General features: G+C 63.0%; 13 protein-coding genes. All 13 read left to right on the forward strand.

Annotated features, from left to right (window positions below):
- On the forward strand, positions 1-954 hold the full coding sequence (locus FE782_RS16250) for a hypothetical protein (protein ID WP_138195273.1): 954 nt from the start codon (positions 1-3) through the stop codon (positions 952-954).
- Positions 955-997: 43 nt separating this feature from the next.
- Positions 998-3,319, forward strand: coding sequence for a helix-turn-helix domain-containing protein (locus tag FE782_RS16255; protein WP_158299419.1), 2,322 nt, complete (start codon positions 998-1,000; stop codon positions 3,317-3,319).
- Positions 3,320-4,099: 780 nt separating this feature from the next.
- Entirely contained in the window at positions 4,100-5,020 is a 921-nt protein-coding gene (locus FE782_RS16260; RefSeq protein WP_238392514.1) for an ABC transporter permease, read from the forward strand.
- Between the two features lie 13 nt (positions 5,021-5,033).
- Positions 5,034-5,918: a carbohydrate ABC transporter permease gene (locus tag FE782_RS16265; RefSeq protein ID WP_138195275.1), complete on the forward strand. Its 885-nt coding sequence runs from the start codon at positions 5,034-5,036 to the stop codon at positions 5,916-5,918.
- 102 nt (positions 5,919-6,020) lie between these two features.
- Positions 6,021-7,568: an ABC transporter substrate-binding protein gene (locus tag FE782_RS16270; RefSeq protein ID WP_138195276.1), complete on the forward strand. Its 1,548-nt coding sequence runs from the start codon at positions 6,021-6,023 to the stop codon at positions 7,566-7,568.
- A 102-nt stretch (positions 7,569-7,670) separates the two neighbouring features.
- The gene (galA, locus tag FE782_RS16275) at positions 7,671-10,043 is read left to right on the forward strand and encodes a beta-galactosidase GalA (RefSeq protein WP_238392515.1); all 2,373 of its coding nucleotides are present in this window, start codon (positions 7,671-7,673) and stop codon (positions 10,041-10,043) included.
- Entirely contained in the window at positions 10,040-12,340 is a 2,301-nt protein-coding gene (locus tag FE782_RS16280; protein WP_138195278.1) for a DUF5703 domain-containing protein, read from the forward strand. Before galA ends, FE782_RS16280 begins: the two co-directional genes overlap by 4 nt.
- 13 nt (positions 12,341-12,353) lie before the next feature.
- Positions 12,354-14,489, forward strand: a complete 2,136-nt coding sequence (locus tag FE782_RS16285) for a right-handed parallel beta-helix repeat-containing protein (RefSeq protein WP_138195279.1) — start codon at positions 12,354-12,356, stop codon at positions 14,487-14,489.
- A 6-nt stretch (positions 14,490-14,495) separates the two neighbouring features.
- Positions 14,496-15,398 (forward strand): aldo/keto reductase, encoded by a 903-nt coding sequence (locus tag FE782_RS16290; RefSeq protein ID WP_138195280.1) that lies wholly within the window; start codon positions 14,496-14,498, stop codon positions 15,396-15,398.
- 19 nt (positions 15,399-15,417) lie between these two features.
- A complete protein-coding gene (locus FE782_RS16295) occupies positions 15,418-17,025 on the forward strand; it encodes a glycoside hydrolase family 140 protein (protein ID WP_138195281.1) in 1,608 nt (535 codons plus the stop codon).
- A complete protein-coding gene (locus FE782_RS16300; RefSeq protein WP_158299420.1) occupies positions 17,022-18,620 on the forward strand; it encodes a glycoside hydrolase family 43 protein in 1,599 nt (532 codons plus the stop codon). Before FE782_RS16295 ends, FE782_RS16300 begins: the two co-directional genes overlap by 4 nt.
- On the forward strand, positions 18,617-20,566 hold the full coding sequence (locus tag FE782_RS16305; protein ID WP_138195283.1) for a DUF8034 domain-containing protein: 1,950 nt from the start codon (positions 18,617-18,619) through the stop codon (positions 20,564-20,566). The genes FE782_RS16300 and FE782_RS16305 overlap by 4 nt, the downstream gene beginning before the upstream one ends.
- Positions 20,563-22,614, forward strand: a complete 2,052-nt coding sequence (locus tag FE782_RS16310) for a right-handed parallel beta-helix repeat-containing protein (protein ID WP_138195284.1) — start codon at positions 20,563-20,565, stop codon at positions 22,612-22,614. The genes FE782_RS16305 and FE782_RS16310 overlap by 4 nt, the downstream gene beginning before the upstream one ends.
- The last annotated feature ends 42 nt before the right edge of the window (positions 22,615-22,656 follow it).

Genomic DNA, 22,656 nt, shown 5'->3' on the forward strand with positions numbered 1-22,656 from the left:
ATGCTGAAATCGTATAAAACCAAACGTCTGCACGTGAAAGACGGCCGCTTCCGGCTGGACGGCCAGCCCTATTACCTGCAAGGCGTCAGCTTCTTCAACGCGCTGTTCAACGACGCGTTCAACCGGAGCGAGGAGGACCGTCGGGCGTGGTTGGCGAAGTTTAAGGCGTACGGCGTCAATTGCCTTCGCGTCTGGTGCCAGTGGGATTTGAATCCGAAAGTCAAGACGTTCATCGACGTCCATCCGGATCACACGTTGTATACGGAAGACGGACAAGTGAAAGACTTGTACTTCGAGCGTCTTGCGGCGCTGCTGGCGGAAGCCGACGCGCTCGATATGACCGTCGAGGTCGCGCTCTTCGTCGTCGAGCGGTACGAGCATCCGATCGCGCCGTTCCCGCTATGGGCGCACGAACGCGCGGCGGCGGAGATGACGAGAAGGCTGCTGCCGTATCGGAACTTGATTTTGCAAATTTGGAACGAAAATTCCGTCCACGTCCCGATCCTGTACGAGACGATCAAGCGCATCGATTACGCCCGCATCGTGACGAATTCGCCGGGGTACGCGGATTCCGTCTACCGGGGCACCCACGAGCATAACGATCTGGTCGACGTGCTGACGCCGCATACGAACCGTTCCGAGGATGAATTTTACAAGGCGGCCGTCTTGGAGCTGGAAATGCTGATGGAAAAGTATCGCAAGCCGGTCATCGACGACGAGCCGGCGCGGAACGGCACGCTGAAGTTCGGCGGCAGAGAAGGCACGACGCCGCAGATGCACATCGAGCAAATTCGGAGCGTCCGCGCGCTCGGCGCTTATCATATCTACCATCACGACATGTTCCAGCTCGGCTACGGGGATCCTTCGATCCCGCCGTCCGGCATCCCGGACCCGGAGTTCAGCCCGTACCACCGCCAAGTCTTCGAATGGCTGAAGGCCCATCCGACCTGGTAAACGACGATCGACGACGAGAGGAGGGGGAGAACGGATGGTTTTTATGAAAAGGTTTCGATCCCGCAAATACCTGCAGCGGCTGCTCCTCTCGATCGTGCTGCTCGTCGTTCTGACGTCGATGATCTCCTCGGCGATTCTGTTTTATTATTCGGAACAGACCGGCCTCGACATTCAATACGAGGCCAATCGGAAAGTGCTCGCTCAGACGAAATACAATATCGATTATATGAGCGAGATCGTGCACAACCTAGGTTGGTCGGTTTATAACGACTACGAACTGGCGAATTTGTTTTACAGCGACGATATCGCGATCGAGGACGTCTATCAGCCGCTCCGGAAGCTGCAGAACGTGGTGTCCTCGACGGATTTCCTGAATTCGATCATGATTTACAACAGCTATAACGACTCGTTCTATTCGACGGAATATTATCCGATGGATGCGCGCATCAAGCCGCTCGAAGCGAAAATCTACAGCGTCGTCTCCGATTATTTCAAGGAAAGCGCCGTGCAGCCGAATACGGAATGGATTCCGTTCCGGTCGTCGGAGGACGGCGAGATCGAGTTTTTCGCCTTCTTCCTCTTCGAAGCGTTGTCGGGCAATCCGACGGCCCGCAATAAGAGCACGTTGATGATGAATGTGCGGACGGACTGGTTTTTCGAGAACCTCCAAGTCATCAACGATCTTGCGGCGGAAGAAAGCGAGACGTTCGTCATGGACGAGAACGGGCTCATTCTGAACCCGCCCCGGACCGACGGCCCCGATCCCGCCGAGGTGTCCGCTACGCTGCTCGAACACGTGGCGGCGACCGGCAACGAGATGGACTTCCTCACGGCGAAGGTCGGCGCGGACGAGATGATCTTTACGTACTTAACGTTGGACAACGGATGGCGGATCGTCTCCGTTCAACCGTACGACGTCGTCTTCGCCAGCATTCGGCAGCTTCGGCTGACGTATTTCTCGATTGCGGCGGGGCTGCTGCTCCTGTCGATCGTCGTTTCCTTCGTCGTCTCCCAACGCCTGTATCGGCCGATCCAGCAGATGGTGACTAAGATCGTGGACGCCGAGCCGGGAACGATGAAAGGGAAGGACGAAATCAATTCGATTCTAAGCGTATACAATCGCGTTACGGACGAGATGCGCTTCATCCGCAAGCACTACGACGCCGCGAAGGATATCGCGAAAAATTACTACCTGCGGACGATCGTCACGAACAGTCCGTCGTTCACGGAGGAGCAATTCCGCGCCACCGTGGAGCAAAACGCTTTGAACGTCCGGCCGGACGGCGCGAAGGCGGTCGCCTTGCTTGCGATCGATCGCTACAAGGCGTTCGACGAACGGACGGCGTACGCGGACCGGAAGCTGTTGTCGTTCGCGATTTCCAACATCTCGGAGGAGATCGTGTCCAAGCGGTTTCCGAACGAGGCGATCGACGTCGGCGAGGGCCGGTTGGCCATCTTGATCAGCGCGGACGCCGGCGACCCGGGGCTGGCGGAAGACGCGGCGGCGCTCCTGAACGAAACCCTGGAGGTCATCGGACGGTTCTACGGATTGTCGCTGACGGCCGCGATCAGCCCGTTCCGGGAAGGGCACGCCGAAATTACCGAGCTGTATCAGCAGGTGCAGGAGCTGATGCTGTATCGGCTCGTGTTCGGCCAGGGCTCGGTCATTACGCCGGAGCGGGTCGCGGCCCGCGAAGAGACGGCGCCGGCCCCCGAGCTCGAACGCCGATGGGTCGAGGCGATCCATCTGAGCAACGTGGAACAGTTCCAAGAGTATACGAGGAAGTCGTTCGAAGCGTTCAAGGGGCTGCCGTACGAACAAATCATTCACTCCGTGCTGCACTTGGTGTTCCTGCTGCAGCAGGCGGCGAAGTCGTCCGACAAGCGGAAGGCGGGCGTCTCGTTGACGTTCTCCGCGCTGAACCAGAAGGTGTTGGAGTTGGAGACGTTAGACGAGATGTCGGCGTACGTGCAGTCGACGTTCGCCCGCTTCGTCGAGCAGCAGCAGCGCGTCGAAACCGAGGAAGACAAGAGCGCGATGCTGGTCGACACGATCAAGGAGATGATCGAGTCCGACTACAAGAACCTGAACCTGAGCCTGCAGTCCGTGGCGGATACGCTCGGGATGTCGGATAAATACGTCGGCCGCTTGTTCAAGAAATACGAGACGGTCGGCGTCGCCGAATATATCAACGACGTTCGGCTGCGGCACGCGGTAAAGCTGCTCGAGGATGAACGGTATACGGTGAAGGAGATCATGGAGGCTGTCGGCTTCGGCAACGAAAGCCAATTCTTCCGGGTGTTCAAGAAGAAGTACGGCGTCACGCCGGGGGAATATCGAATGCGCCGGACTTCGGCGCGATAATGGGAGCGGGGGGAAACCCCGCTTCTTTTTGTTGTTCGCCTTGCGTCGCCGACACCCTCCCGCCGCCGAACTGCGTATGATGCGCGCGCTTTCTGCGTACAGAGTACCGCTTTCTGCGAACTTCCTCCAGACTTGCCGACAGACAGCACCCGTTCATTATTATCGCATCGCAGATATTTTTCTAAATTAGAAAAAAATCGATGATAAGAAAAAAATAGACCCTCCCCTCGTACCACCGTCCGCCGACACACTTTCGCAGGAATAGTCGGAGAAATTCCGACTGCAGCGGCCGAGAGGATCTCGGGAGGCGGAAATAGTCGGAGAAACTCCGACTGCAGCGGCCGAGAGGATCTCGGGAGGCGGAATAGTCGGAGAAACTCCGACTGCAGCGGCCGAGAGGATCTCGGGAGGCGGAATAGTCGGAGAAACTCCGACTGTAAGCACCCCATGAGAACGCAGCCGGTCTCCATAGCATTCGTAAGAAGGGCCCATTCTATCCTGTTAGGCTCGGAATCACGACTGCGGCCGGCGCGGCGGGGCGGTCGGCGATTTCCATTTTCCAGGGCGTAAAGGAGCGGGGTTCCCATTGTACAGTGGGGTTCCGATCCTACAGTCGGAGACGGAAAACCCGCGCGGCGCAAGGACTTCGGCAGCTTTGCAAGCGCGGAACGGCCCGCTTCCGTCGCAGTGTCGGATTTACAGTTTTCACGACGGCCGACATGCCGCATAGTGAGGGTACCAACGACGACGCGAACCACACAAACGAGAGAGGTGATCCGCTTGAGAGGCCTGATGAAGGAATTGCGTCTCTTCCAAAAAAATATCGAGTTGTTCCTCTTAAGCTTTCCCGCAGTCGTATACATCTTGATTTTCGCTTACCTTCCCCTCGTCGGGTTGGTGCTCGCATTCAAGGATTACCGGTACGACAAGGGAATTCTGGGAAGCGATTGGGTAGGTTTCAAAAACTTCGAGTTTTTCTTTACGTCGCAGACGGCGTACATCGTCACCCGAAATACGATCCTGTATAATGTCGCTTTCATTTTGGTCGGCCTCGTCTTCGCTCTCCTGTTCGCGGTGCTGCTGAACGAGATCGCGAGGCGATGGATTAAAGTCCACCAGACGGCCATGTTCCTGCCTTACTTCTTGTCCTGGGTCGTCATCAGCTACATTATCACGGGTTTCCTGGATCACGAGCACGGATATTTCAATCAGCTGCTGATGCAATTCGGCGCGGATCCGGTGTATTGGTACAACGAATCGCGGTACTGGCCTTGGATTCTAGTGGCGGTCAGCCTTTGGAAAGGCGTCGGCTTTTCGACGCTCGTCTATTACGCCGGCATCCTCGGCATCGATTCCTCCTATTACGAGGCGGCTCGAATCGATGGGGCCACGAAGACGCAGATGGCGATGAAAATTACGCTACCGCTGCTCGCGCCGCTCATTTCGATCTTGATGATCATGAGCATCGGCGGCATCTTCCGAGCGGATTTCGGTCTGTTCTACTTCATCCCGAACGATTCGAGCTTCCTGTACTCGGTGACGGACGTCGTAGACACGTATGTATTCCGCGCGCTGAAGAACGTAGGCGATATCGGTATGTCGACAGCCGTAGGGTTTTACCAGTCGGTCGTAGGCCTCGTGTTGGTCGTCCTGGCGAACTATATCATTAAGAAAATCAACGACGAAAACTCGTTGTGGTAAGGAGGAGACGAGGATGCAACAAACCAAGACCAATCCCGGACAAGTCGCGATCAATCTCATGTTCGCCGTCGTCTCGCTGCTGATGATTTTGCCGCTCGTGCTCGTCGTCTCCATCTCCGTCAGCGAAGAGAAGTCGCTTCTTACGAACGGATATCGGTTCATTCCCGAAAGCTTGGATTTCACCGCTTACAAGCTCATTCTGCAGACGCCCGGCGTCTTGCTTAACGCTTACGGGGTCACGATTCTGGTGACGATCGCAGGCACGATCCTTAGCTTGCTGATGACGGCGATGATCGGGTACGCGATTTCCCGACGGGACTATCGGTACGGGCGCATAACGACCTTCTACATTTTCTTCACGATGCTGTTCAGCGGCGGGCTCGTTCCTTCGTACATCTTGATCACGCAGTATTTGCACCTGAAGGACACGATCTGGGCGCTCATTATTCCTTATTTGTTAAGCCCGTTCAACATTATGCTGATGAAAGGGTTCCTACAGAAAATTCCGGGCGAAATTATCGAGTCGTGCAAGATGGACGGCGCGGGCGAGCTTCGCATCTTCTTCCGCATCATCCTGCCGCTGTCGACGCCGGCGCTGGCGACGTTGGGCTTGTTCATCTCCTTCATGTATTGGAACGATTGGTGGCTCGGCCTGCTCTATATCGACAACCAGAACTTGGTTCCGCTGCAGCTGATGCTGTACCGCATGATGAACACGATCGACTTCTTGTCGAGCAACCTTCGCCGATTGAACGTCATGATCGATCTGGCGAGCTTCCCGAGCTTATCCTCGCGCATGGCGATGGCGGTGCTCGCGGCGGGGCCGATGATGTTCGTCTTCCCGTTCTTCCAACGCTATTTCGTCAGCGGATTGACCGTCGGCTCCCTGAAGGGCTAGTCGCGGCGTCGCGTCAGGCAATGTTTGGTTTTAGGTCATTGGGATGGCAATCATTCCGGTGGTTTAAGATAAAAAACGAAATTTTACAGGAGGTCAGTAAATATGAAGGGGATCACGAACAACGCGCTTCGTCTGTCGGCAATGGCATTATCCGTAGCTCTCGTCCTGGGCGCTTGCTCGAGCAACAACGGCAACGGCGCGACTCCGGCTCCGGCCGACAATGGAAGCGGTTCGAAAGCGGAAACGCCGCCTGCAGGCACGGGCGAAGGCGCCGAGCTGGAGCAGGTGGAGCTCGTATGGTACTACCCGCAGCCGAGCAATCAGCCGGATCTGCAGAAGGTCCAAGACGCAGTCAATAAAATTACGCTCGAGAAAATCAACGCGAAAGTAACGCTCAAGCCGATCGATTTCGGCGATTACACGCAGAAGATGAACACGGTCGTCGCCTCCGGCGAGAAGTTCGATATCGCGTGGACGTCCAACTGGTCGTTCTTCTACGGCCCGAACGTCACGAAGGGCGCGTTCCAGCCGCTCGACGAGCTGCTCGACGAATACGGCGCGGACATCAAGTCGGAGATTCCTTCCTTCGTATGGGACGCGACGCGCGTCAACGGTCAAATTTACGCCGTGCCGAACTATCAGACGGTGACGAACCGCGAAGGGTTCGTCGTGCAGAAGCGTTTCGCCGACAAGTACGGTCTCGACCCGAGTACGATCAAGACGGAAAAGGACATCCAGCCGTTCCTCGAGAAAATCGCGGCCGGCGAGCCGGACATCGTTCCGTTCGGCATGGATCGCAACGGCGGCTTCTCGGCGATGGCGAACGGCATCGAATATGTCGGCGGCCATGTCATCGGCATTCATAAGGACGATCCGTACACGGCGATCGTGACGCCGAAGACGGAAGCGTACAAGAACAACGTAACGATGATCCGCGAATGGTACGAGAAGGGCCTCGTCAACCGCGACGCGGCGACCGTGAAGGCGTTCGACGATATCGTGAAAACCGGCAAGCTCGCAGTCGTGAAAGACAACGTCATGCCTCCGGGCGGCGAAGTGGGCGAGAAATTGTCCAACGGCGGTCATGACGTCGTATACGTCTACCTGACGGAACCGTACACGGGCACGAACACGATCATTACGACGATGCAAGCGATCAGCCGCACGTCCGCGAATCCGGAACGCGCGATGATGTTCATCAACCTGCTCAATACGGATAAGGAGCTGTACAACACGATCGCGTACGGCATCGAAGGCACGCACTATACGAAGCTGTCCGACGAGATGGTGCAGATTAATCCGGACGCGGGCTACAACCCGAACTCCAACTGGGTGTTCGGCAATACGTTCAACGGCTACCTGGTCGAAGGCCAATCGCAAGAAATCATGGACGCCGTGAAGCACGAGAACGAAACGGCGGAGCCGTCCCCGCTTATGGGCTTCTCGTTCAACGACGAGAACGTGAAGGCGGAAATCGCGAACATCTCCGCGCTGGGCGACCAGTATTCGCCGGGTCTCGGAACGGGCGCGGTCGATCCGGCGAAGGTGCTGCCGGAGTACCTTGATAAGTTGGAAAAGGCGGGCGTCGAGAAGGTGCGCGAAGAAGTGCAGCGCCAGATCGACGAATGGAGAAAAGCGAACGGCAAATAAATAAGGGCCCGTAATTCGTTACGGTCGAGAGCTCCCTGCGCGGCCATGCCGCGCAGGGATTGTTTTTAACGACGGGCAACGACGGATCGAAAGGATGAGACCATGATGTCGACATCGGGCAACGGCGCAGCGAGAGAGACGCTGCTATTCGATGAGCAGTGGCATTTTCATAGAGGGGATATTCATATTCCGTATGCGGTGAAGGCGGGCCGCACGGGCGGATTTACCGATTGCGAGAAGCCGGAGCGCGGAGATTGGCTGGAGATCGCTTACTCCGACGAGTTTTCCGAAGAAGAGATGGATCCGAAGCGTTGGACGCTCGTCGATCTGCCCCACGATTGGGCGATCGAGCAGAGCTACGTAAAGCATTACCCGAAGGGACGGGCGCATCTGCCGATCGGCGTCGGCTGCTACCGGAAGCTGTTCGCGATGCCGGCCGAGGACGAGGGCAAGCGGATCACGCTGCGATTCGACGGGGTCATGCGGAACAGTACCGTCTGGGTGAACGGGCATTTGATCGGCACGCACGCGGCCGGACATACCGGCTTCATGTACGACATTACGGACGTGCTTCGATACGGGGACGAGGGACGGAACGTGGTGTTCGTTCGAGTCGACGCCTCCGAATACGAGGGATGGTGGTACGACGGCTGCGGCATCTACCGGCACGTCTGGCTGACGAAGACCGATCCGCTCCGCGTGAAGGAATGGGGCACGTACGTGACGACGCCGGTCGTGTCGTCCGATCGGGCCGAGGTGCGTATCGAAACGGAGGTAGCGAACGGGTATCGCGAAGCGGCCGAGGTGCGCCTTAAGACGGCGATTCTCGACCCCGAAGGCATCGAAGCGGCGCAAGTCGAGAGCGCGGAGACGATCGACGGGGACGGCGAGCGGACCTTCGCGCAGCGCGTCGTCGTCGAATCGCCGCGGCTGTGGCATCCGGATCGTCCGCACTTGTACCGGGCGGTCACGACCGTCGAGCGGGACGGCGCCGCCGTCGATACGTACGAAACGACCTTCGGCATTCGTTCGATCGAGTTTACGAAGAACGACGGCTTCTTCATCAACGGCGAGCCGCTCGTCATTCAAGGCGTCTGCGTGCATCAAGACTTCGCGGGCGTCGGCGCGGCGTTGCCGGACCGCATCCAGGCGTACAAGATCGAGCTGCTGAAGGAGATGGGCGTCAACGCGTACCGCTGCGCGCATCATCCGCCGACGCCGGAGCTGCTGGACGCGTGCGACCGGCTCGGCATGCTCGTCATGGACGAGAACCGCAAGCTGGACAGTTCGCCTGCCGGGCTCGCCAACCTGGAGAGCATGATCCGGCGGGACCGCAATCATCCGAGCGTCATCCTGTGGAGCATGGAAAACGAAGAAGTGCTGGAAGGCACGAAAACCGGCGCCCGCATCTTGGATACGCTCGCGCGGCGGACGCGCAAGCTCGACCCGACGCGGCCGGTCGTCGCGTCGATGAACCACGGCTATCATACCGGCGGCTACGCCGACGCGGTCGACATCGTCGGATACAACTACGGCACGTACGACAACGATCGGGATATCCGCGACAAGAGGGCGTATCCGGACCGGATCGTCATCGGCAGCGAGAGCGCTTCGTATACGGTGACGCGCGGCATCTACGCGGACGACGAGGCGAAGGCGTACTGCTCGGAGTACGGCACGAAGCTGGCGCCGTGGTGCGTCAGTCCGGAGCATGTGCTTCGCAGCCTGGCGGAGCATCGCTTCCTGACCGGCACGTTCATCTGGACCGGCTTCGATTACAAGGGGGAGCCGACGCCGTACAATTGGCCGGCGATCGGATCGCACTTCGGCATCATGGACAGCTGCGGCTTCCCGAAGCATAACTATTATTACTTCAAGGCGAACTGGACGAACGAGCCGGTCGTTCACTTGTTCCCGCATTGGAGCTGGCACGGGAAGGCCGGGGAGCCGATCGACGTCTGGGCGTACAGCAATTGCGAGACGGTCGAACTGTTTTTGAACGGCCGATCGCTAGGGACGCAGCAGGTCGATAAGCTTGGCCATCTGGAGTGGAAGGTGCCGTACGAGCCGGGAACGATCGAAGCGCGCGGCGCGAACGGGGACGTCCAGGCGGCGGTTCATACGGTACGGACGACGGGCGCACCGGCGCGCATCGTCCTCGACGCGGATCGGACGACGATCGACGCGGACGGCCGGGACGTCTCCATGATTCGCGCGTCGATCGTCGACGAGCGGGGCGACGTCGTGCCGACCGCCGACAACGAAATTCATTTCGCGGTCGAAGGCGCGGGCAAGCTGATCGGCGTCGGCAACGGCGACCCGTCGAGCCACGAGTCCGATAAGGCGCCGTACCGCCGCGCGTTCAACGGCCATGCGCTCGCCATCGCGCAGTCCGCCAAGGCGCCGGGCGAGTTCGTCTTGAAGGCGACGGGAATCGGTCTCGCGTCCGCCGAGGTGCGGGTGAACGTCCGATGACGAACGGCGGCGCGTTCGAGAACGGGAGCCGCGAGTCGGCTTGGGTGAGGCGGTACAACGTAAGCTGGGACTCGCCCAGCGCCGGGGCCGTCGGCTCGATGCCGATCGGCAACGGGGATATCGGCCTGAACGTATGGGCTGAGGAAGACGGCGATCTCTTGTTTTATATCGGGAAGACGGACGCCTGGAGCGAGACGGGAAGGCTGCTTAAGCTGGGGAAGATTCGCTTGTCGCTGACGCCGAATCCGTTCCTCGCCGGACGTCCGTTCCTGCAGGAGCTCGACCTCGAGGACGGCGCGATCCGCATCGAAGCGGGCGAGGCGGGCTCGCGCGTCCGCATCCGGCTATGGGTCGACGCGAACGCGCCGGTCGTCTACGCGGAGATGGACGGCGATCGGGAATTCGAAGCGTCGGCGGCGCTGGAAGTGTGGCGGACCGAGACGGTAGAACTGACGGGCCATGCGCTCGGCGCGGCGAACTTGTCGCGATCGCCCGTTCCGGTGTTCGAGGACGGCGATACGGTCGTCGAAGGCGAGGGACCGATCCTCGCGTGGTACCATCGCAACGAGCGGTCCGTCTGGCCGGACAGCCTGCGTCTCCAGAGCCTTGAGGGCCTGCTGGCGAAGGGAGCGCAAGATCCGCTGCTGCATCGGACGTTCGGCGGCGTGCTTCGGGGCGGCGGCGTCGACGGCGCGATCGAGGGCACGGCCGAAGGCGCGTCCGAAGGCGGCTGGGCGAAGGCGGGCGACCGCATGCTGACGACGTCGCGGCCATCGCGCTCCGCCGCCTTCTCCGTGCGCGTCCTGACGGCGCAGACGGCATCGGCCGCGGCGTGGCTCGAGGCGGCCGAGGCGATTCCGGCCGCGGATCGCGCGCCGGAGCGCCGAGCGGCGTTCGAAGCGCATCGGGCATGGTGGCGCGCGTTCTGGGCGGGGAGCCGCATCGATCTTCGCGGCGCCGCGCCGGCGCACGACGACGAGGCGTTCGCGGTCGCAAGGGGCTACACGCTCCAGCGGTTCATGAACGCGTGCGGCGGCCGCGGCGCGTACCCGATCAAGTTCAACGGGTCGATCTTCACGTTCGACGTAACGTACGACGACGGGTTCGACTTCTCGGGCGAGTTCGACGCCGATTACCGGCGCTGGGGCGGAGGCTACTGGTTCCAAAATACGAGGCTGCCGTACTGGTCGATGCTCGCATCGGGCGATTTCGAGCTCATGACATCGTTATTTTACATGTTTTGCAACAATCTGCAGTTGGCGGAGGAGCGGACCCGTCGGTATTATGGGCATGAAGGCGCGTACTTCCCGGAGACGATGACGTTCTGGGGCGCGTATCTGAACCCGGATTACGGGTGGGACCGCGAGGGCAAGCCCGCGGGCCAAGCGGACAATTCGTACATTCGCCACTACATGCAGAACAATCTGGAGCTGCTCCTGCTCATGCTGTCCCACTATGAATACACGGGGGACCGGGAGACGTTCGAGGCGGCGTCGCTGCCGGTCATCGAGTCCTGCCTCCGGTTCTTCGATCGGCACAATCCGGTCGACGAACGCGGGAGGCTGCGGCTCGAGCCGGCCCAAGCGCTCGAGAATTGGCACGAGGCGGTCAATCCGCTGCCCGAGATCGCCGGGCTTCGCGTCGTGCTGAGCCGGCTGCTGCGGCTGCCCGAGCTGCCGGCCGAGAGCCGCGAGGCGTGGGAGTCGCTGCGGCGACGGCTGCCGGACGTGCCGGAAGCGACGGACGAAGACGGCGAAGCCGTATTCGCACCGGCGGAGGCGTACTTCGGAGACATCATGAATTCGGAAAATGTAGAGCTGTACGCGGTGTTCCCGTACCGGATCGCCGCCGTCGGCACGCCCGAGCTCGAGAAGGGACGGCGCACGTTCGATCGGCGCCGGGTGAAGGGAACCGGCGGCTGGCGGCAGGACGCCATTCAAGCCGCATATCTCGGACTCGCCGAGCAGGCTCGCGAATTCGCGGCGTTCAACTATACGACGCCGTACGAGGCGGCGCGGTTCCCGGCGTTCTGGGGACCGAACTTCGACTGGATGCCGGATCAGGATCACGGCTCCGTCGCCAATATCGCGCTGCAGACGATGCTGCTGCAGTGCGACGGGGACCGCATCTTACTCTGCCCGGCATGGCCGAAGGCATGGAACGCGGAGTTTCGTCTGCGCGCGCCGTACGGCACGATCGTCGAAGGCGCGGTGCGGGACGGGAAGCTGGAGCGGCTGAAGGTGACGCCGGAGGAACGCGCGAAGGACGTCGAGGCGAGATTCGGAACGGACCAATAAGGAGGACTCGGACATGTATGAAACGCTGCATCTCGCCCCCGGCGGGAGAGACGATGCGGACGGCTCGGCCGCCGCGCCGCTGCGAACGCTGCAAGGGGCGGTCGCCCGTATCCGCGAGCTGCGACGCGCCGAACGGGAGACGGGGGCGATCGAGGTACTCCTGCACGGAGGCGAATACCCGACGCCGGAAGGGCTGCTGTTGACGGGAGACGACCTAGGCGACGAAGGCCGGCCGCTCGTCTTCCGCGCCGCCGGCGACGGCGAGGCGGTCGTGACCGGCGGCATTCGACTGAAGGGCTTCGAGCCGCTGGAAGGCGGGATCGTCAGGCTCGATCTGGCGGCGGCCGGCCATGCGGGACTCCGATTTTCGCAGCTCCTGTATCGGGGGGAGAAGCAGCGGATCGCCCGGTACCCTAGCTATCAGGCGGACAATCCGTACGGCGGCGGATGGCTGTACGTCGAAGGCGATCCGGTGGACATGTACGAAGGCGGGCACGGACGGAAGGACCGGTTCGTCTGCCGCGACCCGAGACTGCAATCGTGGTCCGCCTTGGATCGGGTCGAATTGTTCATTTTCCCGAGATTCAACTGGAATAACGACGTTATCCCGCTGAGCGGGTACGACCCCGCCACGGGCGAAGTCGTATTGTCTCGGCCGGCGACGTACGAGATTTATCCGGGCGACCGGTTTTACTTCCGCAACGTGCGGGAGGAGCTGACCGAGCCCGGGGAATGGTTTTTGGATCAGGACGAGGACATGTTGTACTTTTATCCGCCCGCGCCGGCCGCCTGCGAAGACGTTGAAGCGTACGTGCCGACGGCGGCGCATTTGATCGAGCTGCGCGGGGCGCCGGAGCAAGCGGAAGATTTATATACGGAGAAGATCGATTGGCGGGAGTCGGGCACGTACATCCACCACGCCGAACGGATGCCGCGGCGGGCCGAACGCGGATTCGTGTCGTTCGAGGGCTTGACCCTCGAGGGCTGCGACGGGACGGCCGTGCTGCTTCGCGACGTGACGGCGTGCCGCCTAGAGCGGTGCACCGTTCGAAATACAGGCGCGGCCGGCGTCACTGTCCTCGGCGGGAGGCGCAACGTCGTCGCGGATTGCGATATTTACGAGACCGGAAGCCACGGCATGTACGTCTCCGGCGGCGTGCGCAGCCCGTTCGCCGGCCGGTACGATCCGTGCGGGCACGAAGCGACGAACAACTACGTGCACCATGTCGGGACGGAAACGAAGAGCGTCGCCGGCATCTCGATCAACGGGGTCGGCATCCGCGTCGCCAACAACCTGATCCATGACGGTCCGCGCTGGGGCATCCAGTCGCGCGGCAACCATAATGTCATCGAATACAATCACATCCGGCACGTCAACGTCGAGACGAGCGATACCGCCGCGATTTACTTGGTGGACCGGGATTGGACGATGTTCGGCACGAAAATCCGCTACAACCGCATTCACGACATTTTGGGCTATCACGCGGAGAACGGCGTCTGGATGTCGCCCTCCTTCGCCTTCGGCATCTACCTAGACGATTACACGAGCGGGGTGGAGGTGTACGGCAACGTCACGTACCGAACGCCCGGAGGCGGACTTTATCTGCATGCCGGCAAGGAAAACAAGGTCGAAAACAATATGTTCCTGGACACGACCAAGGAAGTCGCCAAGTTCCGGCGGTGGCGCGAGGAGAAGGAGTACGAGACGCTGCGGACGCGAGGCCTCGGGCTTCGCCATAACGAGATTCGGCGCAACATCTTCGCCTCGGGCGGGGCCCAGGCCGTGCTGTATCGATTCGATACGGCGATCGACAAGGACGGGCGGCTCGACCTGGACATGAACATATGGGAGAACAACCTCGTCTGGCTGTACGGCAAACCGGCGGCGGTGCGCGTCACGAACCGGGAGGAGGAGCGGTTCCTGTCGTTCGCGGAGTGGCTGTCGCTCGGCTACGAACGGGGCAGCGTCGAAGCGGACCCGCGGTTCGATACGGCCGGGCCGGAGCCGCATGCGTTGCTGCCGGACAGTCCGGCGTTCGCGCTCGGCTTCGAGCCGCTGCCGTTCGAATCGATGGGATTGAGGCGAGACGTACAAGAAGCGCCGGGCGTGCGGGAGCGCCCGGTGCGCACATTCGCGAATAAGGAGTGACCCGCCATGGAATATACGACATTCGGCAAGACGGGGCTGCGCGTTTCGAAAATGGGCCTCGGCGGCGCCCCCCTCGCCGGCGACTTCGGCAAGACGGACGAGAGCGAGGTGCAGCGCGTCGTTCACGAGGCGATCGACCTCGGTATCAACTTCATCGACACGGCCCCGCTGTACGGGAAGGGCGAGTCGGAGCGCCGCATCGGCCGGGCGCTCGAAGGCGGCCGGCGCGAGCGGGTCGTGCTCGCCTCGAAAGCGGCGCGCAGCGATATGCGATACGACTATAAGACGATCATACAGTCCGTGGAGGACAGCCTCGCGCGGCTGCGGACGGACCGGCTCGATCTCGTGCAGCTGCATGACGTCAACACCCAGCCGTACGAGCTCATTATCGAGGAAGCGATCCCGGCGCTGCAGAAGCTTCGCGAGGACGGCAAGGTCCGATTCCTCGGCGTGAGCACGAAGGACTTGGATTTGTTGATGCGCTTCATGCGCACGGAAGCGTTCGACGCGGTGCAGTTCTACGCGCGGTACATGCTGCTCGACCATTCCGCGAAGGATGCGCTGCTGCCGCTCGCCCGCGAGATGAATCTCGGCGTCATGAACGGCAGCGTGCTCGGCATGGGCATCTTGGCGGAGACGCCGGCGTTCTTTATCGGCGAGGAGACGCTGCGGCGGGCGGCCGAAGGGATCGCGAAGCTGGACTTCCTACGCACGAGGGACGGTCCGGGCGGGCTGATCGAGCCGGCGATGCGCTTTAGCTTTACGAATCCGGATATTCACGTAACGCTGAGCGGCGTCGCCACGCTGGACGCGCTGCGCATGAACGCCGCGCTGTGCGACGGACGCGGCCTCGAACCGGAGACGCAGGCGAAGGTGTTCGAGCTGTTCCAAGGCGACAGCGTGTTTTAATTCGAGAGGGGGTCTGGACATGGGGAATCGACTGCAGGTATGGAACGCCGTCGAGCTGACGTTCGAGGCGGAGCGCGAGACGGAACGGCCTTACGCGGAGCTGGCCATGACCGTCGCGTTCGTCTCGCCGAGCGGCCGCCGCTTGGAGACGGTCGGCTTCTGGGCGGAGGGGCGGCGATGGCTCGCGCGCTTCGCGCCCGACGAAGCCGGCGCTTGGCGATGGAGCTCGAGCTCGGCCGACGGCGGCCTCGGCGGCAAGGAAGGCGCGTTCGACGTCGATCCGTACGAGGGGGAGCACCGGCTCTACCGGCATGGCTTCATCGGCGTGCATCCGTCCGGCCGGGCGTTCGCGCACGCCGACGGCACGCCGTTCTTCTGGCTCGGCGATACGGTATGGTCGGCGCCGGCGCACGCGACGCTCGAAGAATGGCAGCGTTACGTCGCGTATCGCGGGGGGCAAGGCTTCAACGTCGCGCAGATTAACGCCCTGCCGCAATGGGACGCCTCCGGCGCGCCGCTCCGGCTGCCGTTCGAGCGCCGGGACGACGGGACGTACGATCTAACGGCGCCGAATCCCGATTACTTCCGTACGTTGGACGTCATCGTCGCGGCGTCCGCCGCGGCCGGACTCGTGCCGGCGATCGTGGCGTTGTGGTTCAACTACGTCCCCGGGACGAACTTGAACTGGGACTTCGAGGTGGACCGCCCGTTCGTCTTCGACCCGGCGTCGGCGTCCCGGTTCGCGACGTTCCTGGCGGCGCGGTACGCGGCGTTCGGGGCCGTGTGGCTCGTCAGCGGCGACACCGACTTCGCTCGGCCGGAGACGATGCCGGTATACGACGCCGCGGCGGAAGCGATTCGGTCGGCTTCGCCGTACCCGCCGCTCCTGACTGTGCACATGGTCGGCGGCCTATCGACGCCCGAGCTCGCGAACGAGAAGCCTTGGCTGTCGTTCCATATGTACCAATCGGGCCACTCGGGGAAGAGCGCCCGAACCGCGAGACGCCAAGCGGCCGCGGACCGCGCGTACGAGCCGGCGCGCCCGGTGCTGAACGGCGAGCCTTGCTACGAGCATATTCGGATCGGCGACGACGGCGGACGGACGAGCGACCGCGCGTACGTCCGCCGCGTCGAGTGGGCGAGCGCGCTGACGGGCGGCAACGCCGGCCTCGCCTACGGGGCGCACGGGCTATGGCCTTGGCATCGCGAGGGACATCCGTACGAGTTCCCGCTCTACGGCGACCCGCTGCCTTGGGAGACGGCGCTCCGTCTGGAGGGCGGGGCGGACGCGGTCCGTCTGAAGACGTTCCTGAGCGCGCTGCCTTGGTGGGCGCTGGAGCCGCGGGACGACGCGACGGCCGAGCCGGCCCCGGTCGAGCTGGCGGCCGCCGGCACGCCGGACGGCGACGTCGCGGCGCTGTACGTCTCGTCGCCCTGCCGCCTCGAGCTGCCGATCGCGGCGGATCGCGCATATGAAGGGGAATGGTTCGATCCGGCGACCGGCCGAACGACGGCCGCGGACGTCGGCGTCGCGCGGCGCGGAGAGGGCGCCGTCCTCGTCGTCGAACCGCATGCGTGGGACGGCGACGCCGCCCTGACGATCCGCCGGACGGAGGCGAACCGATGACGACGTTCCGCAATCCGATCCTGCCGGGCGATTACCCGGATCCGTCGATCGTCCGCGTAGGCGACGACTACTACATGGTGACGTCGACGTTTCAATTTTTCCCGGGCGTGCCGGTCTTGCATTCGAAGGATCTCGTCCATTGGGAGACGATCGGTCACGTCCTTACGCGCCGGGAGCAGATGGATATGACCGGCATTCCCGATTCGTTCGGCGTGTTCGCGCCGGATATTTCATACGCCGACGGCAAGTTTTGGGTCGTCGTGCCGTATTACCACGGGCAGCCGCGCTGCACGAACATCCTATATGTCGCGGATCGTCCCGAAGGGCCATACAGCGCCGGCACCCCGCTCAACCACCACTTCATCGATCCGTCGATCTTCCATGACGACGACGGAAGGAAGTACCTCGCCTTCGGCGGGGGCTGGGTGCACGAGCTGGCGGCGGACGGGTCGGGACTCGTCGGCGAGGCGAAGCAGGTATGGCCGGGCACGGGCGGGGCCGCTCCGGAAGCGCCTCATCTCGTGAAGCGGGACGGCTGGTATTACCTCATGCTGGCGGAGGGCGGCACGTTCTACGACCATATGGAGACGGTGGCGCGCAGCCGTTCGGTATGGGGGCCGTACGAGCCATGCCCGCGCAACCCGGTGCTGAAGCAGACCGATCCGGAACGCCGGATACAGCGCGCGGGCCACGGCAAGCTGGTGGAGGACCCGAACGGCCGATGGTGGATGGTGCATCTCGGGGGCCGGCCGCTGACGCCGAACGGCGATTGCCCGCTCGGTCGGGAGACGTTCCTCGCGAACGTCGAGTGGACGGCGGACGGCTGGCTCGCGGTCGGGGACGAGGGGCTTCCGCAGGAGCGGATCGAGGTCGACGCGCCGCCCGGACAGCCGCTGTTCGAAGCGGGCGAGACGGTCGACCGGTTCGACGGCGGAACGCTGTCTCCGGAATGGGAGTGGGTGCGGCACCCGATGGAAGACGGATACGCGCTCACCGATCGCGGTCTGGAGATTCGCTGCCTGCCGTTCATTCCGTACAGCCCGCAGTCGACGCTCATCGCGACGCGCCGCTGGCGCCATCTCGCGTTCGCCGCGGAGACGACGCTGACGTTCCACCCCGAGGCGCGGGGGGAGGAAGCGGGACTGACGATGTACCGGGACACGGACGCGTACTTGACGTTCACCGTGCGGCGCGGCATCGGGCAGACGTCCGGGCAGATGTTCGATGTGAAGCGGCTGCATGAAAATCAGGAATTCGACGGGCTGTACGTGCAAGCGGAAATCTATGAAAATCTCAGACGGCGGGCGATTGCGCTGCTGCCGCTGCCGATCGCGGCAGGCGACCGCCTGCGGCTGCGCGCCGAGCTGAGCGAGGCGAGCGGCGGCTCGATCCGGCTTTCCTATCGCGCGGACGGCGGCGCGTTCGTCCCGGCCTGCGATCCGCTCCCGGCCAAGTTCCTGTACCCGGAGAGCGTGCAGCGGTTCCACTGCTTCACGGCGCCGCGGGTCGGCGTATTCGCGCGAGGCGTATACGGGGAAGCGCACGGCAAGGCCGTATTCGAACGATTTACGTACCGATGGGGGGATGAGGCATGAGGAACGGCAACGAGAAGACCGACATCGAGATGCCTCGGATCGTCGCCGACGAACGTCGGGTACCGCCGCAATGGGCGCTCCTCGAGCGCCGGCTATTCGATGCGCTGAACCAAGCCGCCGTCGAGTTCGCGAATCGGTACGCCCGGGAAGACGGAACGCTCGTCTGGCGCGGCGATTGGCCGGGCATGGACGGCTCCGACGATCCGTACGAGGGCTTCATGTATTTGTCCCTGCTCTACACGCTCGGCGGCAGCGACGAGGCGTATCGCCTCGCGCGCCGCATCTACGAAGGCATCACGTGGCAGTGGACGCAATACGGTCAAATCCATCGGGAATTCGACGCGTATTACGACTGGATGCATCATGGGGAAGGGTATCTGTTCTTCTACTTCCTCGGCTTGACCGACCCGGCGTCGCTCAAGGACCGGCAGCGGGCCGAACGGTTCGCGCGCATGTACACGGGCGAGGACCCCGAGGCGCCTAACTACGATCCCGAGCGGAAGCTGATCCGCTCGCCGATCACCGGCAGCCGCGGCCCGCGCTTCGAGATGACCGAGGAGGACTGGGTCACGCACCGCGAGGTGTTGGACGATTACCATGCGCCGTTCGAAGACATCCCGGGCGTCGACTTCGCGAGCGGCAAGTGCCCTTGGAGCGACGACGAGATCTACCCTCGCATCATACAGGCGATGAACGAGCGGATGGCGAAGGGCGACGTGCCGCTCAACCTGAACGCGACGTCGCTCATCGCGCATGCCTGCATGTACTCGGGCGACGAATCGCTGCGCCGCTGGGTCGAGGAATACGTCGGCGTCTGGGCCGAGCGCGCGCGGAACAACGGCGGCGTCATCCCCGACAACGTCGGTCTCTCCGGCGAAATCGGCGAGTACTTGGACGGCAAGTGGTGGGGCGGGTATTACGGCTGGCGCTGGCCGCACGGCTTCCTGACGATCATCGAGCCGGTGCTGAACGGCGCGATGAACGCGGTGCTGCTGACCGGCGACATGAAGCACCTGGATATGGCCCGCGGGCAGATCGACGAGATGTGGAAGCGGGGCCGCGAAGAGAACGGGCAATGGGTCGTGCCGCATAAGCATTACGACGGCGGCTGGACCGACTTCAAGCCCGCGAATCCGCTGTACCCGATCTACCTCTGGTATACGTCGATGGAGGACGAGGATCTGGATCGGGTGCTGCGGGTGTCGGTGCCGGAGCATTCGACGTACGTCGACGTGCCGACGCAATCGGGCACGGGCAAGAACGGGAAAAACACGAAGCACTTCAACGCGAACTGGATGCCTTGGTTCGAGTACATCCGCGGCGAGCGGGCGGATTATCCGGAACGCATTCTCGAGGCGAATTTCGAGCTGATGAACCGCCAGCTGGCGAAGATGCGCTCGGAGGCGGGAGACCCGCGGCAGTGGATCGGCGAGGGGCCATGGGCCGAAGACATCAACGGGATCCACAAGTGGCAGGAGATGTGTCCGGTGTACTTCGAAGGGCTGCTGCAGCTGACGCTCGGCGCGCCGATGCACTTGTCGCACGGCGGCCTGCAGCACGCGCGGGTGCGCTACTTCGACGCGGAGCGCCGCCGGCCGGGCTTGCCGGAGGACGTCGCGGCGCTCGTGGAGAAGCTGGAGAAGGACGGCATGCGGCTGACGCTCGTCAACGTGTCCTTGTTCGAAGCGCGCGAGGTCGTCGTGCAAGCCGGCTCGTTCGGCGAGCATGCCTTCGAATCGGCCGCGGTATTGAACGAGGCCGGCGAGGAGACGGCGCGGCACGAGATCGGCGGGAAATATGTCCGGATCCGTCTGCTGCCGGGCGCCGGGGCGACGCTGGATATCCGAATGTCCCGGTACGCGAATCGCCCGTCTTACGATACGCCGTGGCGGAAGACGGCGGACGGTCCGGCGCCGATCGCGGGACGCCCGGGGTACGAGGCATGAGCAAGGAGCGAGCGTATTACGTCGCGCCGTTCGGGGACGACCGTTGGTCCGGGACGCTGCCGGAGCCGAACGAAGGCCGCACGGACGGTCCGTTCGCGACGGTCGCGCGGGCGCAGGCGGCCATGCGGAACGAACGGCGGGACCGCGTCCTGCTGCGCGGCGGGACGTACCGGCTCGAGGAGCCGCTCCGCTTCGGTCCGGAGGACGGCGGCGCGCCGGCGACGTATGCGTCGTTCCCGGGCGAAACGGCGGTTCTCGACGGCGGACGGCGGCTTACAGGCTGGAGGGAGACGACGCTCGACGGCCTTCGCGTATGGGTTTGCGACGTGCCCGAGGCGAAGTCGGGCGCATGGCGCTTCCGACAGCTGTGGGTGAACGGCGAGCGCCGCCTCCGGCCCCGGCTGCCGAAGCGAGGGCTGTATCGGATGGCGGGCGTGCCCGGCATGACGTTCGACGACGAGCTGTTCCAAGGCTCCGATTCGTTCGAGTACGCGCCCGGCCATATCGAAGGCGGCTGGCGCAACCTGCAGGACGTCGAGGTCGTCGTGCCGCACTTCTGGACGGACGAGCATATGCCGATCGCCTCCGTCGACGAGGCGAACCGGATCGTCCGCTCCTCGCGGCGCAGCATCTTCGTCCTGAAGGACGACTTCGTCGCCCGCAACGCCGATTACTACGTCGAGAACGTCTTCGAAGCGCTGAGCGAGCCGGGCGAGTGGTATCTCGACGGTCCCGCGGGGAAGGCGTATTACGTGCCGCACCCGCAGGAGACCGTGGACGCATGCGACGTCGTTGCGCCGGTCGCCCATCAGCTGCTGCTGCTGAGCGGCGACCCGGATGCGGGCGATCTCGTCGAGGGGCTGACCTTCGAGGCTCTGGCGTTCCGCCATACGGAAGGGACGCTGCCGCGGGGCGGGGGCGAGCGGTTCGGCCGGCCCGGCGTCGACTTCGCCGCGTCCCCGCAAGCTGCGCTTCACCTGCCGGGCGTCGTCGCCTTCGAGGGCGCGAAGGACTGCGCGCTCGTTCGCTGCAGGATCGAGCATGTCGGCTGGTACGCCGTCGACATCGCCGGCGGCTGCAGCGGCATCTCCGTCGTCGGCTGCGACCTGCGCGACTTAGGCGCGGGCGGCGTGAAGGCGGGCGGCGCGGACGCGGCCGGTCCGGTCCAGCGCCGAACGCGCGGAATTACGCTGACGGACAACGTCCTGTCCGGCGGCGGACGCATGTTCCTCAGCGCCGCGGGCATCGCGCTGGCGCACGCGTCCGACAACGACGTCTCGCACAATCTGATCGAAGACTTCTACTACACGGGGATTTCTTCGGGCTGGGTATGGGGCTACGGGGAGAACGTCTCCAAGAACAACCGAATCGAATCGAACGTCATCCGCCGGCTCGGGCAAGGGCTGCTGAGCGACATGGGCGGCGTCTATTTGCTGGGCGTGCAGCCGGGAACCGTGGTGCGGGGGAACGTCATTTTCGATATCGAAAAGAAAAACTACGGCGGCTGGGGCATCTACCTGGACGAGGGCTGCGCGCATGTGCTGGTCGAAAACAATATTTGCTTCAATACAAGCAGCCAAGGTTTTCACCAGCACTACGGCCGAGAAAATATCGTGCGCAACAACATCTTCGCCTTCTGCGGCGACGGGCTGGCCGCGATGACGAGGGGAGAGGCGCATAATTCGTTCTCGTTCTGGCGCAACCTTCTCGTCTCCCGCGGGGAGCCGATGTACGCGATCCGCAAGGGACGGCCGAAGAGCTTCCTGGCGGATGCGAACCTGTTCTGGAATACGGAGGGACCGCCGGTCGTCGGCGCCGACTTCCGGTACGCGGAGGCTCGGTTCTTCATGGACGGGGAGCTCGATCTGGCGGAGTGGCGGGCGGCGACCGGCAACGATCTGCATTCCGTCGTCGCCGATCCCGGCTTCGTCGATGCGGAGCGGTTCGACTTCCGGCTGCGGCCGGATTCGCCGGCGCTGCTTCTCGGCTTCCGCCCGATCGACGCGAGCGCGGCCGGCCCTCGGGCGGAGCGGCGGGAACGAGATTGAACGCAAACAAGAAGCCGCAACGTACGTTGCGGCTTCTTGCGC

This window comes from Paenibacillus antri (genome assembly GCF_005765165.1).
GTDB lineage: Bacteria > Bacillota > Bacilli > Paenibacillales > YIM-B00363 > Paenibacillus_AE > Paenibacillus_AE antri.

What these genes read in the sequence shown, in the direction of transcription:
- FE782_RS16300 (WP_158299420.1), top strand. Translation starts at nt 17,022, where the DNA reads ATGACGACGTTCCGCAATCCGATCCTGCCGGGCGATTACCCGGATCCG.
- FE782_RS16290 (WP_138195280.1), top strand. Translation starts at nt 14,496, where the DNA reads ATGGAATATACGACATTCGGCAAGACGGGGCTGCGCGTTTCGAAAATG.
- FE782_RS16265 (WP_138195275.1), top strand. Translation starts at nt 5,034, where the DNA reads ATGCAACAAACCAAGACCAATCCCGGACAAGTCGCGATCAATCTCATG.
- FE782_RS16250 (WP_138195273.1), top strand. Translation starts at nt 1, where the DNA reads ATGCTGAAATCGTATAAAACCAAACGTCTGCACGTGAAAGACGGCCGC.
- FE782_RS16280 (WP_138195278.1), top strand. Translation starts at nt 10,040, where the DNA reads ATGACGAACGGCGGCGCGTTCGAGAACGGGAGCCGCGAGTCGGCTTGG.
- FE782_RS16270 (WP_138195276.1), top strand. Translation starts at nt 6,021, where the DNA reads ATGAAGGGGATCACGAACAACGCGCTTCGTCTGTCGGCAATGGCATTA.
- galA (WP_238392515.1), top strand. Translation starts at nt 7,671, where the DNA reads ATGATGTCGACATCGGGCAACGGCGCAGCGAGAGAGACGCTGCTATTC.
- FE782_RS16295 (WP_138195281.1), top strand. Translation starts at nt 15,418, where the DNA reads ATGGGGAATCGACTGCAGGTATGGAACGCCGTCGAGCTGACGTTCGAG.
- FE782_RS16310 (WP_138195284.1), top strand. Translation starts at nt 20,563, where the DNA reads ATGAGCAAGGAGCGAGCGTATTACGTCGCGCCGTTCGGGGACGACCGT.
- FE782_RS16285 (WP_138195279.1), top strand. Translation starts at nt 12,354, where the DNA reads ATGTATGAAACGCTGCATCTCGCCCCCGGCGGGAGAGACGATGCGGAC.
- FE782_RS16305 (WP_138195283.1), top strand. Translation starts at nt 18,617, where the DNA reads ATGAGGAACGGCAACGAGAAGACCGACATCGAGATGCCTCGGATCGTC.
- FE782_RS16255 (WP_158299419.1), top strand. Translation starts at nt 998, where the DNA reads ATGAAAAGGTTTCGATCCCGCAAATACCTGCAGCGGCTGCTCCTCTCG.